The organism is Sorangiineae bacterium MSr12523 (genome assembly GCA_037157775.1).
Lineage (GTDB): Bacteria > Myxococcota_A > Polyangia > Polyangiales > Polyangiaceae > Pendulispora > Pendulispora brunnea.
Genome location: CP089982.1, coordinates 919,881 through 933,823, shown reverse-complemented (window position 1 = coordinate 933,823; position 13,943 = coordinate 919,881). Strand labels below are relative to the sequence as shown.

Sequence of the window (13,943 nt, the reverse complement as noted above, 5' to 3'; positions counted from 1 at the left end):
TGGAACAGCACCGCTACTTCTCCGCCGCTCCCGCGAGCGCCGAGCCGATGATGAGCTTTTGAATTTCCGTCGTGCCTTCGTAAATGCGCAGGGCGCGAATTTCGCGGTAAAGGCGCTCCACGACGGAATCCAAGGTGACCCCCAGGCCACCGTGGAGCTGCACCGCGCGATCGATGATGCGCTGCGCGGCCTCGGTGGCGAACATCTTGGCCATGGCCACCGCCGTGGGATCGCGCGAATCGGGGTTTTCGTCTTTGAGCCACGCCGCGCGAAAGACGAGCAGGCGGGCCGCATCGAGCTCCGTCGCCATTTCGGCGAGCGCGGCCTGCGTCAGTTGGAAATCGGCGAGGCGCTGGCCGAATTGCTGCCGCCTGCGCACGTGCGCGATGGCCTCGTCGAGCGCGCGCGCCGCCATGCCGTTGGCAGCCGCCCCGACCGACGTGCGAAACACGCCCAAGGTTCCCAGCGCGAGGCGCATGCCATGGCCCACCTCACCCACGAGCGCCGCCGCGGGCACGCGACAGTTCTGCATGCGAAGGCGCCCCAACGGGTGGTCCACGCTCATGGGCACGGGCGAAAGCTCGAGCCCCGGGGCATCGGCCTCCACGACGAAGGCGCTGATCCCTTTTTTGGAGCCCGCCGGGTCGGCATTGGCGAACACCACGTAGTGCCGCGCGATGCCCACGTTGGAGATGAACACCTTTTCGCCGTCGAGCCGCCAGGCATCGCCTTCGCGCCGCGCGGTGGTGCGCATCGAGGCAACGTCGCTTCCCGCCTCGGGCTCGGTCAACGCAAACGCGGCCACGCGCTCGCCGGAGACGACCTCCGCGAGGAAGCGCTCCCGATCGGGAAACGCGGGCGAGGACACGATGGGAAACGAGCCGAGCCCCTGCACCGCGAAAATGGAGTCGGCCAACGGCGAGCGGTACGCGAGCGACTCGCGCACGATGCAGAGCGCACGCACGCTCACCGGCGCGGCCAGGTGCTGCAGGTAGCCTTGCTTGCCGAGGTGCGGAACGACGTCCTTGGGAACGTGAAGCGCGGGCGCGTCCCCTTCGACGAAATCCGCATGGCAGCGTTCTCCCAGCCGAAGATGCTCCGGCGTGAAGAACATGGGCAGGTCGAAGGTGGACGGCTTCATGCTATTTCGCCTGCCAAGGTTGGCTCGCACCGGCGAAGGTGGGCGGCGTCTTCTTCTGCCAGGCGTCGAACGCGGTGCGAAAATCCGGGTGCTGCATGCAGATGGCCTGCACTTGCGCCTCCGCCTCGATGGCCGCCTCGAGGGGCATGGTGTGCTCGCTTTCGAGCATTTGCTTGGTCATCGCGTGCGCGAACGCCGGGCCGGAGGCGAGCCTTTTCGCAAGCTTCTGCGCCTCGGGGACACACTCCTCGGGGGTGACGACCCGGTTCGCCAGGCCAATGCGCAGTGCGTGCTCGGCGCCGATGATGTCGCCGGTGAAGAGCAGCTCGCTGGCGTGCCCGAGGCCCACCACGCGCGGGAGCAGGTACGCGGCCCCCATGTCGGCGCCGCAAAGGCCCACCTGCGGAAAGATGAACCCGAAGCGGGCCTTCTCGCTGCAGATGCGGATGTCGCTCGCCAGGGCGATCACCGCGCCGGCGCCCACGGCCACGCCGTTCACCGCCGCGACGACCGGCCTGCGCAACTTGCGAATGTTGGCAATGAGCCGCCCGGTGGCCCGCGTGAAGGCGACGAGGCCCTGCATGTCGCGCGAAAAGAGCTCGCCGATGATGTCCTCGACGTCGCCGCCGGAGCAGAAAGCGCGCCCTTCGCCCGTGATCACCACGGCGCGGATTTCGTCGTGCGCGTTCATCTCGTCGAAGGTGTCGGCGAGCTCGCGGTACACCTCGAAGGTGAGCGCGTTGAATCGATCCGGGCGCGACAAGGTCAGGGTCGCCACGCCGTCTTCGAGGGCGTAACGGAATGTCTCGGGGGCTATCGCCTTCATGGCTATTCCTTGGTGCCGTTGCGCGATTCGGCTCGCGCGGTATGGGTCCCCAGCGATTCGCGAAGCTTGCCCAGCAGGCGCCGCATTTCGCGGCGCTCCGCCGGATCGAGCGCGGAGAGAAGCTCGCCCACGTGGGCCGCATGCAGCGGCATCAACTCGGCGAGAAGCTCGCGCCCTTTGCGCGTGAGAAAGACGCGCGACAGGCGGCGATCGTTCGGGTCCGCCCGGCGCACGACCACGCCATCGCGCTCCGCCCGATCGACCAGCCCGGTGAGGTTGCCGGCCGTCACCAAGAGGCGACGGCTCAGCGCGGCAAGGGTTTGCCCGTCCTCATTCTCGAGACTGGCCAGCAGGTCGAACCGCGGCAGGGTGATCTGCCCGTCGAGCCGCCGCCGCATCTCGACCAACATGCGATTGTGGCAGTCGAGCAGGCGCACCCATAGGCTCACGTCCCGCGCGCCAGCCGAAAGCTTTGGAACGGAGGTGCTCATCCGCGCTCGCCCGACTCACTTCGGAAGCGAGGCGACGCCCTCGATCTCCACCAGTGCGCCCGGCTCGAGCAGGCCCGAGACCTTCACCAGGCTCATCGCCGGGTAGTAGTTGCCCATGCGCGCACGCCAGCCATCGCCGATCGCGGCACGCGCAGCTCGGTATGCGTCCAGATCGGTCACGAAGGCGAGAAGCTTCACGATGTGCTCCGTACCGCCGCCCGCCTCGCGCACGACCGCGATGACGTTGTCGAGCGCTTGCAGAAACTGCACGGCAAAGTCGGAGCTGACGATGTGCGCGTCCGAATCCCAACCGATTTGGCCCGAGATGAACAGCAGTTTTCCTTCGGCGACGATGCCGTTCGCATACCCGCGCGGACGGGGAAAATGCGTGGGGCTGACAACCTTGTGTCCTTCGCTCATGACGTTACCTCGAGCCTTGGGCCGTAGTTGCGGCGCGCACGAGGCCCGCCGATGGATGCAGTGAAGTGCTGCTGCCGAGAATGTATAGATGTAAAGGATTCGCGGGACAAGCCGCGAGTCTCAGCCGAAGACCGTCACTCGCTGAGGATCTGCACGGCGTAGGCGCCCTCGCCTGAACCGACGCTCACTGTCACTTGGGCATCGTCCGCGGACTTGAAACAGAGGGTTCCGTCTTCCGGCGCGACGATGCGCGGCTCTTCGGTACGAGATTCCCAAGCCACCGCACCGGTGGAATCCGTCACCACGACCACGAGGTTCTTCACCGTGGGCGCCGCCGCGGCCACGACGCGGTAACACCGCCCCGATTCCGCTTTGAGCTTGATGTTCTGCGCGGCCGCCCCCTGCGTCTGCGTGCCGGAGGTGGGTGCGGCCACGGCGCGCATCTTCTCGCTGCACGACTTGGCGAGCTTCTGCACCTGGCTCGCCAGATCGCCCGAGCCCGTGCCCAGGGCATCGCGGCAGCCGGGCGCCGCGGGAACGGCCTTCTTTTCGGCCTTGCGCGAGCCATATTGGAAAGGCGGCGGCATCGTGGCCATCGGAACACTCGATGCGACGTAGGGCTGGGCGGTCGGCGTGGCCGGGCTCGCACCGGCATCGACCGCAGGTGCCGGGCTCACCGCCACCTTGGGCTCACCGCCACACGCGCTGCAAACGACCGTCACCGCGAAGACAAGCACGGCCGAAGAAGTGGAAAAGCGACCGATCACAGCCAACGGTCGTACCACAAAGTGCTAAGAGGCACGCCGTGAAGCTCGTGACCATCCACCCGGAGCACCCGGATCCTGCGGACATCGCCGCCGCCGTGCGGATTCTCCGCGCCGGGGGCTTGGTCGCGTTCCCCACGGAGACGGTGTATGGCCTGGGCGCGCGCGGGCTGGATCCCGAGGCCGTCGGCCGCATCTTTCGGGCGAAGGGACGCCCGCGGAGCCATCCGCTCATTCTGCACGTGCTCGGGGACGACGAAGCACGCGAGCTCGCCGCCGGCTGGAACGAACGCGCCGACGCGTTGGCGCGTGCCTTTTGGCCCGGGCCGCTGACCTTGGTCGTCGACCGCGCGGAGCATGTCCCTGCAGAGGTCGCAGGCGGCGGCACGAGCATCGCGCTGCGCGCACCGATTCATCCCGTCGCACGCGCGCTCATCGCCCAATTGGGCGAGCCCATCGCCGCGCCCAGCGCAAACCGCTACCAGACGATCTCGCCGACCGCCGCTTCGCACGTGCTGAAGTCCCTCGGCGACGGGGTGGACATGGTCCTCGACGGCGGCGCCTGCACCGGCGGCATCGAGTCCACCGTGGTCGACGTTCGCGGCCCACGCCCGCTCGTGTTGCGCCCCGGCGGGGTCGATCTCCCGACCTTGCGCACCGTCGTCCGCGACGTCGAGATGCACGTCCCCGACGTCGCGAAAGATGCCGCACGCCCTTCGCCCGGGATGGACGCACGCCACTACGCCCCGCGCGGCCGCATCCTGCTCGCCGACGGCCCCGCGCACCTGGCCCGTCTCGCCCACGAGCACCGCGAAAGCCCGCTCGCCGTGGTCGCCCACTCCGAAGAAGCGCGCCCGCTCGCCCGTCACGTTCTGCCCGACGATCCCAAAGGCTACGAGCGCGAACTCTTCACGACGCTCCACGCCTGCGACGACGCGAACGCTCAAGTCATCATCATCGAGAGCCCGCCCCACGACGAGCGCTGGCTCGCCATCCACGACCGCCTCCGCCGCGCCGCCTCGACTTAGTCAGTCGCCTTCGACGGGGTCGACGAGATCTTCCTTGCGGGGTTGCCAAATCTCGACGAGCGGAATCTCTAGGCCGGGAAACGTTTCGGGGCGAAAGGTCTCACTGTCCGAAAGAGACGCCATCACAACGTAGTGGCCGTCCTTCAGAATGAACTGCTGGAGGGTGCGCTCGAGAGGATGCACGATCCAGTACTCGGGCACGCCAATATCCGCGTACCAGTTGAACTTCTTCACGCGGTCGTAACGTGAGCTGCCGGGAGAGATGACCTCGACCGCCAACTCCGGACGGCCGACCGATACGGCACGTTCCTGCCAACGGTTTGGGTTGTCTTTCGCGAAGTATTGAAGGTCGGGCATGATCCCGCGCTTGTTGCTGACGCGAACCTTGTAGCCTGAAGCATATAGATCCCCGGCGCGCCGCGGCTTTGCCCACGCGTTTACATAATAGATAAGTGCGCCAACGGTGTATTCATGAGCGGGCCCCGGCATGGTCTCGATCTCCACGAACTCGCCATCGATCAGTTCGCGGCGGTCGTCGTCATCGAGATCGAGGAACTCTTCCCAGGTGTGAGGCCCTTCGGTCCGTCCGATGTTGCCGGCGTAATCCATAGCGGAATTATGAGTCATGCCGGCCTGCATTGCACCCCCGATGCCGGTCGAGAACCTCCCGAATTCTCGCAGAACTCACCCGCCCGCCCCTGTCCGGGACAGTTTCCGCCCTGTCCGGGACAGCCCCACTCACTCGTGGCGGAGCGCTTCGATCGGATCCAACTTCGCCGCGCGGCGCGCGGGGAAGAAGCCGAAGGCGATGCCGATGATGGCGCTGGTGATGAGGCTCACGGCGAGGGAAAGACCGCTCACGCTCATGCTCCATCCGAGGGCGCGCCCGATCCCTGCCACGCAGACGGCGCCCACGCCGGCGCCCGCGAGGCCGCCGAAGCAGGAAAGCACGATGGCCTCGATGAGGAACTGCAGCAGAATATCGCCCTCGCGCGCGCCGATGGCCATGCGGATGCCGATCTCGCGCGTGCGCTCGGTCACGCTCACCAACATGATGTTCATGATGCCGATGCCGCCCACCAGCAGGCTGATCGCCGCCGCCGAAATGAGCAGCACCGTCAGCACGGTGAAGATCGTGCCCTGTATCTCCTGGATCTGCTTCTGCGTGCGCGTATCGAAGTCGGCCTGTGCGCCGTCGCGGATGCGGTGACGCTGGCGCAAAATCTCCGTCACTTGCTCCACGGCGCGGTCCGTCGTATCGGCCGATGTCGCGGTCATGGTCAGCATCTGCACCGTGCCGGGCGGCATGCGCGCAAAACGCGAACGCACCCCGCCGAGCGGCGTGGCGACGACGTCGTCCTGGTCGGCGCCGAACAGATCGCCTTTGGGTGCGAGCACCCCCACGATGCGGTACGGATAATTCCCCACGCGGATCACCTGCCCCACGGGATCCTCGCTGCCGAACAGCCGCGACTTCACCGTTTGGCCGATCACGCAGACCTTCGCCTTCAAGAGCGCATCGCTCTCGGTCCACGGTCCGCCCGCGGAGAAGGTCCAATTGTGCACGCTGAACCATTGCGCCATGACGCCGTTGATCTGCGTCGAGTAGCTGCTGTCGCCGTTGGAGACCTGCACGCGCGTCGAAATGGTCGGCGAGACGCGGTCCACGCTGACCGATTCGCGCAGAATGGCGCGGGCATCGTCTTCGGTGATGCGCCCCGTCACCGTGCGGCTGCGCGCGCCCGAGGCCGCGGTGCTCTTCGGAAAGAGGAAGATCAGATTCGACCCCAGGGTGTCGAGCTGCCGGCTCACCGCATCGCGGGCGCCGGTGCCCAGCGAGGTCACGATCACCACGGCGGCCACGCCGATGAGAATGCCCAGAACCGTGAGCGTGGCCCGCATCACATTGCGGCGAATGGCCCGCATGGCCAATTTCACCGGGACGATGGCCCGGCCGACGGGAGCGAGGATGCGCGCTACGATGCTCATCGCATCACTCCGTGCGGAGCGCGTCGATGGGATCCATCTTCGCGGCTCTCCGTGCAGGTAAAAAGCCGAAGCAGATGCCGATGGTCCCGCTCGTGACGAGGGCCACCACCAGCGCCGGCACGCTGGGAACGACGCGCCAATCGAGCGCGTACCCCAGCCCGAAGGCTGCGAGCATACCCAGCACGATCCCGGCGATGCCGCCGATCAAACTGAGCACCACCGCCTCCACCAGAAACTGTGTCAATATATCGTTTTCGCGCGCGCCGATGGACATACGAATACCGATTTCGCGCGTCCGTTCGGAAACGCTGACCAGCATGATGTTCATCACGCCCACGCCGCCGACCACCAGGCTCACGCCGGCTACACCGAGGAGCAGCAAGGAGAGCACCGCGGCAATGGCACCTTCCATCCGCTTCAATTCATCTTGCGAGGCAATCTTGAAATCGTCCTCGGCGCCCTCGGGAAGCCGATGGCGCGCGCGCAAAATGGCCGTGATCTGCGAGATGGCGCGGGACGTCGTTTCCTCCGACGAGGCGCTCGCCAGGATCTGATCCACCTTGCCGCCGTACGAGAACGATACGCGCGCGCGGTAGCTGCCGATGGGCATCATGATGCGATCGTCCTGGTCGTCGCCGAAGGCCGAATTTCCTTTCGGCGCCAGAAGCCCCGCGATCGTGTACGGGGCCCGCCCGATGCGGATGGTGCGGCCCACGGGGTCTTGGCCGTGGAAAAGCTTGTTGGCCACCGTCTGGCCAACCACGCACACTTTGGTCTTCAGCAGCTCGTCGCTCTCCGTCCAAAGTGAGCCGCGCGCAACTTGGAATTTCCGTACTTTGAAATACGGCAGCGTCGTCCCGACGATCATCGTATTGATATTTTGATCGGCATAAACGACTTGCGATTCGGTGTTGCTGAACGACGTCACGCCCGCCAAGCTCACCGCCTCGCGATCCAACGACTTCACGTCGTTGTCGGTGAGGCGCACGTTGGTGCGCTTCTGGCCACCGTGCTGCGAGGGGCGCGCGGAGATGAAGATCGCATTGCTGGCGAAGCTATCGAGCTGCCCGCCCACCTTTTCGCTCGCCGCCGTGGCGAGCGCGGTGACCGTCACCACGGCGGACACGCCGATCAAAATGCCGAGGACCGTCAGCGCGGAGCGCGTTTTGTTGCGCCCCAACGCGGTCATGGCCAAGCGGAACGCGTTGAGGAGAACGCGGTTCTTCATGGCACGGAGGCGCTCTTTCGCACCCCGCGTCCGCCGCCGAAGAACTTCGTGACGACCGACGACCCCATGAGGGTGAGGAGCAAGTAGCGCAAGAGCACGAGGGCCACCGCCGAGAGAATCATGCCGGCCGCCAGCGCCCAGGGCACCTGCCCCGGCGTGACCCAGCTTTCGAAACGCGACGGAGGAATCTTCGGAAAGACCAGCCAGCCCGCGAGGAAGGCCATCAACGCGCTCGTGACCAAGGTGTAATAGAGCGCGAGACGCGCGCGCTGGTCACCGCTCAGGGGATGGCCGAGCTTCTTCGCGCTGTAGCGCGAGCCGACCAGGGCCTCGCCGAGGACGCCGAGGACCAGCGGAATGAGCGGCCCCACCTGCCCGAGCACGACGGAGTCGTAGAGCGCTCCGAGCCCGGCACCTGCCAAGAGCCCGCACGCCATCGCGAGGCCAGCCGCACGCGGGATCGGCTCTTTGCGCGCATGGCGGCGCCCGAGGTCGAACACGTCGGGCGCGTTCCCGCCCGGCGCCACGGCTTCCTGGGGCGGCGGCAGCTCGGCGAGCATCTTCGCGGCGTTGGTCGGCGACTCTTGCCGCGTATCGCTCTGGATGCGCCCATCGCGAACCAGGAGCACGCGCGACGCGCACGCGGCGATGTCGTGCTCGTGCGTGACCAGGATGATCGTGATGCCGCGCTCGCGATTGAGCCGCTGCAAAAGCGCCAGCACTTCGTAACTGGTGCGCGTATCGAGGTTACCCGTGGGCTCGTCGGCCAGGAGCAGCGGCGGATCGGTCACCAGTGCGCGGGCAATGGCCACGCGCTGCTGCTGACCGCCGGAGAGCTGGTTCGGTGTATGATACATGCGTTGCGCGAGGTTAACCGCCTCGAGCGCCTTCGTCGCACGCGCTTTGCGCTCCGCCGCGGGAACGCCGCGGTACTGCAGCGGAAGCTCCACGTTCTCCAATGCGGTGGTGCGCGACAGCAGGTTGAAGCCCTGGAAGATGAACCCAATGAGCCGGTTGCGCACGATGGCGCGCCCGTCGTTCGTGCGCCCGCCGACGTCCAAGCCACCGAGCTTGTACGTACCGCGCGTGGGCCGATCCAAGCAGCCGAGGATGTTCATCATCGTCGACTTGCCCGAGCCGCTGGTGCCGACGATGGCGACGAACTCGCCCTGCTCGATGGTGACCGACACATCACGCAGCGCCCGCACGAGCCCCGCTTCGGAGCGATACTCTTTGCTGACGCGTGTGAGCTCGAGAAGCGCTTCACCCACTAGAACGGACCACCCTTCTTCTTCGAGAAATCAAGCTCGTCGGTCACGACCTTGGTGTCCGCTTTGAAGGATGCATCGGTGACCTCGGTGACGATGCCGTCGCTCGCACCGATGGAGATGACCTTCGGCTCGGCCTTCTCCTCGCCCGGCTTGTCGCTGGTGATGACGTAGACGCGACCCGTGCCCTTGGCGAGTTGCGCCTCGGGCGGCTGCGCGATCGGCTTGCCGTCGGCGCCCAGCGGCGGCGAAGGACGGTAGCGAAGCGCGGCGTTGGGGATGCGCACCACGCTCTTGGCCTCACGCGTGCGGATCGTGATGGTGGCGGTCATGCCGGGACGAAGCTTCTCGTCCGGATTCCCCACCTCGACGACGGCCGAGTACGTGACGACGCCCGCCTGGTTGTTCGGGCTGAAACGAACCTGCTGCACGATGCCGTGGAACGACTCGCCCGGGAACGCGTCGACCACCGCGTCGGCTTCCATCTGCTCCTTCAAGCGGCCGACGTCGGCCTCGTCGACGTCCGCGAGGACGCGCATCTTTCGCAGGTCCTGGGCGATGGTGAAGAGCGTGGGCGACTGGTAGCTCGCGATGACCATCGCGCCGGGATCCGTCGAGCGCGTGACCACCACGCCATCGACCGGGGAGAAAATCTTCGTGTAGCCGACGTTGGTCTTCTGCGCCTGCAACTGCGCTTCGCCCATGCCCACGGTTGCGCGGGCGGCTTCTTCCGTGGCCTTCGCGGCATCGTACGCGCCGCGGGCCGTCTCCAACGCCGCGCGGGTTGCGAGGCTCTGCTCGTAGAGGCGCTTCGTGCGCTCGTAGGCGAGGCGCGCCTCGACGGTGTGGGCCTTCGCGCTGGCGACTTGGGCGCGCTGCGAGATCACGTTCGCCTGACCTTGCGCGACCTGCGTGCCGTACACGGTCGAGTCGATCTCGGCGAGCACGTCGCCCTTCTTCACCTGCGAGTTGTAGTCGACGTAGACCTGGCTCACGCGTCCGTTGACCTGCGCGCCGACGGTGACCTGCAGAACCGGTTGGACTGCACCGGTTGCCTGAACCTTCTCGTACACGTCGCCGACGGTTGCGGCAGCAGTAACGTACTTCGCCGGTGGCAGCGGACGATGTTTGGCCCGCCACACGAGCCCTGCCGTGATAGCGAGCACGAACACACCAGCCAACACACCTCGACGCAACCAGAGCCGGCCACCCTCTTCCGAGGCGAGCGCTTGCGCCAGCTCCTCGGTCATCGGGGCCATTTTGGTCGTCCGGGCGGACTCGGGATCGAAGATCGAATTGCTCATGGCGGCAGTAGAATTCCTAGGATGCTTGGGGAGGCTGAACAGACTCAGCCACATTCGGCGAACAGCACACACACACGGCGTGTGTTCCACGTTGCCGAAGTATTGTTCACCCGAAACGTCCCTTTTATTTCATTTGCATGAAGAAGCGTGTAGGCCCGCATTTAAATGATGCGCGAGCGAGAAAAAAAGCGCGCACATGTGCGCTACACATCCAGAAAACTGCTTCAATAACGCAATTTTCTCCCCATCCAAAGTCGCACCGCTTCTCTTTGTCGAAAGGCCGTGCACGCGTTATCGTTCCATTGTTCTCGCATCGGAAAACCGCATGACCCAATTCATCATCCATGGGTTCTCGGCGGCTCGACGATTTTGAGATCACGACAACGCATGGCCAAGCCTTCCGATCGAGATCTCGTCGAGCGCGCCCGTCAAGGAGACGTGGCAGCTTTCGGCCAGTTGGTGCGGCGCCATCAACCGCGCATCCACCGGCTCGCCGTCCATATGCTGCGTGAGGATTCGGAGGCGGAGGATGTTGCGCAGGAAACGTTCGTGCGCGCCTTCCACGCCCTCTCACGCTTCGACGGCCGGAGTGAACCGTACACGTGGTTCTACCGCATCGCCGTCAACCTCTCCCTGAACGCGCTCCGCTCGCGCCGCACGTCGCGCGTGTCGGGCGACTCGATGGATCCGCGCCTCGAGGGCGTGATGACCGAACGCCGCCCCAGCGCGATGGCCGATCCGCCGGGCGATGCTTCGCGCAAGGAGCTGTACACTGCGCTGTGCGAGGGCATCGACACCTTGAGCGATACGCTCCGCACGACGTTGATCCTCGTTTGCATCGATGGACGTTCGCACGAAGACGCGGCGAAGATCCTCGGCGCCCCCGAGGGCACCATCGCGTGGCGCGTGCACGAAGCCCGTCGCAAATTGCGCGAGTTCATGTCCGCGCGGGGCTTCGATCTCGAGGGAGAGGTGGCGTGACAGGCGGTAAAATCGACGGCGTCGATGACGCCGTGATCTCGGAAGCCCTGGCCGAGTGGCCGAGCCCCGTACGCTCTTCCGGTTCCTGGGACGCTGCGGCCCAACGACTTCTCGCGCGCATCAACGATCCGGCGACGAAGGCGAGCGTCACCGCGCCGGCATGGCAGGAAGCTGCGGCGGCGATCCTCGAGGCGGAAGCGCCCGCGTCGTCCGATGGCTTCGATGCCGATTGGGACAGCGAGCCCGATGAAAGCGCGCCCGTGGAGAGCGTGCAAACGGGACCCAAGCTCGGGCCTCCGCGATTGGGCGATGACGACCTTTTCGCGGCGCCGCTACCGCTAGAGACGGACGAGCCGGAGGAGCACGCACCGCTGCTCGATCTGCCGGAGCGCCGCTCGGGCAGTGTCTCGCCGCCCATGGCGGGTCGCTCGGATACGGATGTCGCATCGATTGCGGCGGAGCCCGAGCATGCGCCGCCGTCGGTGGAGTTTGCCCCGACGGAGCCGGCCTTGCTGGCCGCCCCCTCGGCACCGGTGCTCGATGAGGTGCCCGAGTCGACGTTGCGGGCGTCGACGCGACCGCCGCCCACGTCGCAAATATCGCAGGTGACGCAGGCCGCGAGCGTGACGCCACCGCCGATGGCGGCCATCGATGCGCTGCCGCCTCCGTCGAAGCGAAGCCCCCGGCAGCGCGCCGCGATCTTCGGGGGCCTCGGTGTGCTGGCCGCCGCTGCGTGCGTCTTCGCCATGGTGAAGACGCGGGCCCCGCAGCCCGTGGCGGCGGCGCCGAACGTCGCCAGCGCCACCGCGACCGCCGAGCCAGCGCCGGCTCCTGCCGCGGAGGAGAACAAAATCGCCGAGAGCCCGAGCGAAGCACCCGCCGCCGAGCCGGTGGCCCAGCAAGCGCCCTCTCATCCGGAGAAGAAGCCCTCCTCAAGGCCCATCGCAGCCTCGAAGAAGCCGGTCGCCAGCACGAAGGGCACGAAAAAGGAGCTCACCCCCGTCTCCAACGATCCGATGATGCGGGTCGCGGCCACTCCGACGGACTCGACGGGGGGTGTACCGCAGAAGCCATCGAACGGTGCGGTTCAGTCTGCATTGAGCAGCGTTTTGCCCAGGGCAAGGGCATGCCTGCGCGGGGACGATGGCGTCTCACGCGTCACCTTGACCTTCGATTCGAGCGGCAAGGTTCAGTCGAGCAGCTTGGCCGGCCCGGCCGCGAAAAAGCCCGCCGAGGCCTGCATCAAGGCTGCGCTGGGCAAAATGAAGCTGCCGCCCTTCGCGGAGCCGAAATTCTCGGCCATCGTGACGGTTCGGCCGCCCTGATCCCGGGCCCCGTCTCTGACGGGTTGACAGAGCCGCGCCGAAAAACCATAGTGCGCGGCCACTTCTTCACGAGAGGTCATCGTTCCATGGTTTCGTCTACCCAGCAGTTCGAGCGCATTCGCAAGCGCAAGGCTACCACCAACGGCAAGCGCAACAAGCGTGAGCGCCGTGCTCTTGGCACGCCGAAATTCGCGGTCCATCCGGCCGGATACGACCCGAACGCCGCCGACGCGAAGAAGAGCTGAAGGCGCGCCGGTTTCCAGCCGGTAGAGCTTCGCTCTCGAAAAACTCGAAACAAAAAAACCACGCCCGAACGCTTCGACAAGAAGCCGTTCGGGCGTGGTTTCGTTTTGTGGGTCGTAACCCTTCAGCTGGCGACGGCTTCCGAGGCTGCGCGCAAGCGATACTGGCGCGGCGACGTCTGCGTCCAGCGACGGAAGGCGCGGAAGAACGAGCCCACGTCGACGAACCCGAGACGCATCGCGATCTCGCGCAGTGGACAATCGGCCTCCAGCACCAGCTGACATGCGAGCTCGCGGCGGGTGTCATCGACCTCCTGCGTAAAGCTCGTCCCTACACGGTGCAGCCGGCGCTGCAGGGTCCGTGTGCTCATGCCCAACCGCCTTGCGGCGTGTTTCATCTCCGGTGTACCGCTGGCGAAGACACCGCGAAGATAGCTCCGGAGTGGGCTGAGCAAATCTTCGCTCGATAGGGGCTCATCGAGCAGATAACTGCCCGATGGCCTCTCCGTCGAAAGCGGCACGACCTCCGATGACTCGGTGGGGGACAAGCTAGATGGCACCCCTGCCTCCAAGTCTTGCGGAAGTGATTCAGCAGGGATCCATCGAATGGCAATGCCATCGCCCTCGCGGGTCCCATCGTCGATCTCGAACGTTAGATCGGGAAACGCCGCACGCAGCGTGACGACCATTCGTTCTACTAATTGGCTATGAAGCTCGCTCGTCAATAGAACCTCCCTACGTGGGGGGTGGTAACTGCTAGAGCCGTGCCTCGCCGGAATTCGCACCGCGCGACGGGGTTCTCAAGCGAGGGCTTCCGAGAAAATCGCGCGTGGCACGGTCCAGGTAAAAACGTTCGGCACGCCGACGTGGGATCTGGCCTGAGTCAGCGTGATCCAGTCGATCCCGTGCATTCGATCCACCCGTGGACTCTGAATC

The 13,943-nt window shown here is 66.0% G+C and carries 14 protein-coding genes and 1 pseudogene; 4 read left to right on the top strand and 11 right to left on the bottom strand.

All coding sequences use genetic code 11. The features are described 5' to 3' along the window. Positions 1-13: 13 nt before the first annotated feature. From LZC95_03970 to LZC95_03950, 5 genes are all read right to left on the bottom strand, one after another. The gene (locus LZC95_03970) at positions 14-1,141 is read right to left on the bottom strand and encodes an acyl-CoA dehydrogenase (GenBank protein WXA95994.1); all 1,128 of its coding nucleotides are present in this window, start codon (positions 1,139-1,141) and stop codon (positions 14-16) included. Between the two features lies 1 nt (position 1,142). After that, positions 1,143-1,967 carry an enoyl-CoA hydratase family protein gene (locus LZC95_03965; protein ID WXA95993.1) on the bottom strand — a complete coding sequence of 275 codons (825 nt, stop codon included), beginning with the start codon at positions 1,965-1,967 and terminating at the stop codon, positions 1,143-1,145. A 2-nt stretch (positions 1,968-1,969) separates the two neighbouring features. Next, a complete protein-coding gene (locus LZC95_03960) occupies positions 1,970-2,458 on the bottom strand; it encodes a MarR family transcriptional regulator (GenBank protein WXA95992.1) in 489 nt (162 codons plus the stop codon). Between the two features lie 15 nt (positions 2,459-2,473). Beyond that, the gene (locus tag LZC95_03955; protein ID WXA95991.1) at positions 2,474-2,878 is read right to left on the bottom strand and encodes a RidA family protein; all 405 of its coding nucleotides are present in this window, start codon (positions 2,876-2,878) and stop codon (positions 2,474-2,476) included. A 134-nt stretch (positions 2,879-3,012) separates the two neighbouring features. Further along, entirely contained in the window at positions 3,013-3,615 is a 603-nt protein-coding gene (locus LZC95_03950) for a hypothetical protein (protein ID WXA95990.1), read from the bottom strand. Between the two features lie 68 nt (positions 3,616-3,683). Here LZC95_03950 and LZC95_03945 point away from each other — a divergent pair, with 68 nt between their 5' ends. Further along, positions 3,684-4,670 (top strand): threonylcarbamoyl-AMP synthase, encoded by a 987-nt coding sequence (locus tag LZC95_03945; protein WXA95989.1) that lies wholly within the window; start codon positions 3,684-3,686, stop codon positions 4,668-4,670. Here the strand turns inward: LZC95_03945 and LZC95_03940 are convergent, their stop codons facing one another. From LZC95_03940 to LZC95_03920, 5 genes and pseudogenes are all read right to left on the bottom strand, one after another. Then, entirely contained in the window at positions 4,671-5,309 is a 639-nt protein-coding gene (locus LZC95_03940) for a Uma2 family endonuclease (protein WXA95988.1), read from the bottom strand. 99 nt (positions 5,310-5,408) lie between these two features. Then, positions 5,409-6,659 (bottom strand): ABC transporter permease, encoded by a 1,251-nt coding sequence (locus tag LZC95_03935; GenBank protein ID WXA95987.1) that lies wholly within the window; start codon positions 6,657-6,659, stop codon positions 5,409-5,411. 4 nt (positions 6,660-6,663) lie between these two features. Further along, positions 6,664-7,887, bottom strand: a complete 1,224-nt coding sequence (locus tag LZC95_03930) for an ABC transporter permease (protein WXA95986.1) — start codon at positions 7,885-7,887, stop codon at positions 6,664-6,666. Positions 7,888-8,471: 584 nt separating this feature from the next. Further along, positions 8,472-9,095, bottom strand: a pseudogene (locus LZC95_03925) (ABC transporter ATP-binding protein). 62 nt (positions 9,096-9,157) lie between these two features. After that, a complete protein-coding gene (locus tag LZC95_03920; protein ID WXA95985.1) occupies positions 9,158-10,459 on the bottom strand; it encodes an efflux RND transporter periplasmic adaptor subunit in 1,302 nt (433 codons plus the stop codon). 387 nt (positions 10,460-10,846) lie between these two features. Here LZC95_03920 and LZC95_03915 point away from each other — a divergent pair, with 387 nt between their 5' ends. The 3 genes from LZC95_03915 (at position 10,847) to LZC95_03905 (ending at position 13,010) form a co-directional block, all read left to right on the top strand. Next, complete coding sequence (locus tag LZC95_03915) at positions 10,847-11,440, top strand: sigma-70 family RNA polymerase sigma factor (GenBank protein WXA95984.1); 594 nt, start codon at positions 10,847-10,849, stop codon at positions 11,438-11,440. Continuing rightward, the gene (locus tag LZC95_03910) at positions 11,437-12,765 is read left to right on the top strand and encodes a hypothetical protein (GenBank protein ID WXA95983.1); all 1,329 of its coding nucleotides are present in this window, start codon (positions 11,437-11,439) and stop codon (positions 12,763-12,765) included. The genes LZC95_03915 and LZC95_03910 overlap by 4 nt, the downstream gene beginning before the upstream one ends. A gap of 86 nt (positions 12,766-12,851) precedes the next feature. Continuing rightward, entirely contained in the window at positions 12,852-13,010 is a 159-nt protein-coding gene (locus LZC95_03905) for a hypothetical protein (protein ID WXA95982.1), read from the top strand. Between the two features lie 122 nt (positions 13,011-13,132). On the opposite strand, the gene LZC95_03900 is transcribed toward LZC95_03905, so the two are convergent. Then, on the bottom strand, positions 13,133-13,732 hold the full coding sequence (locus tag LZC95_03900) for a helix-turn-helix domain-containing protein (GenBank protein ID WXA95981.1): 600 nt from the start codon (positions 13,730-13,732) through the stop codon (positions 13,133-13,135). Between the last annotated feature and the right edge of the window lie 211 nt (positions 13,733-13,943).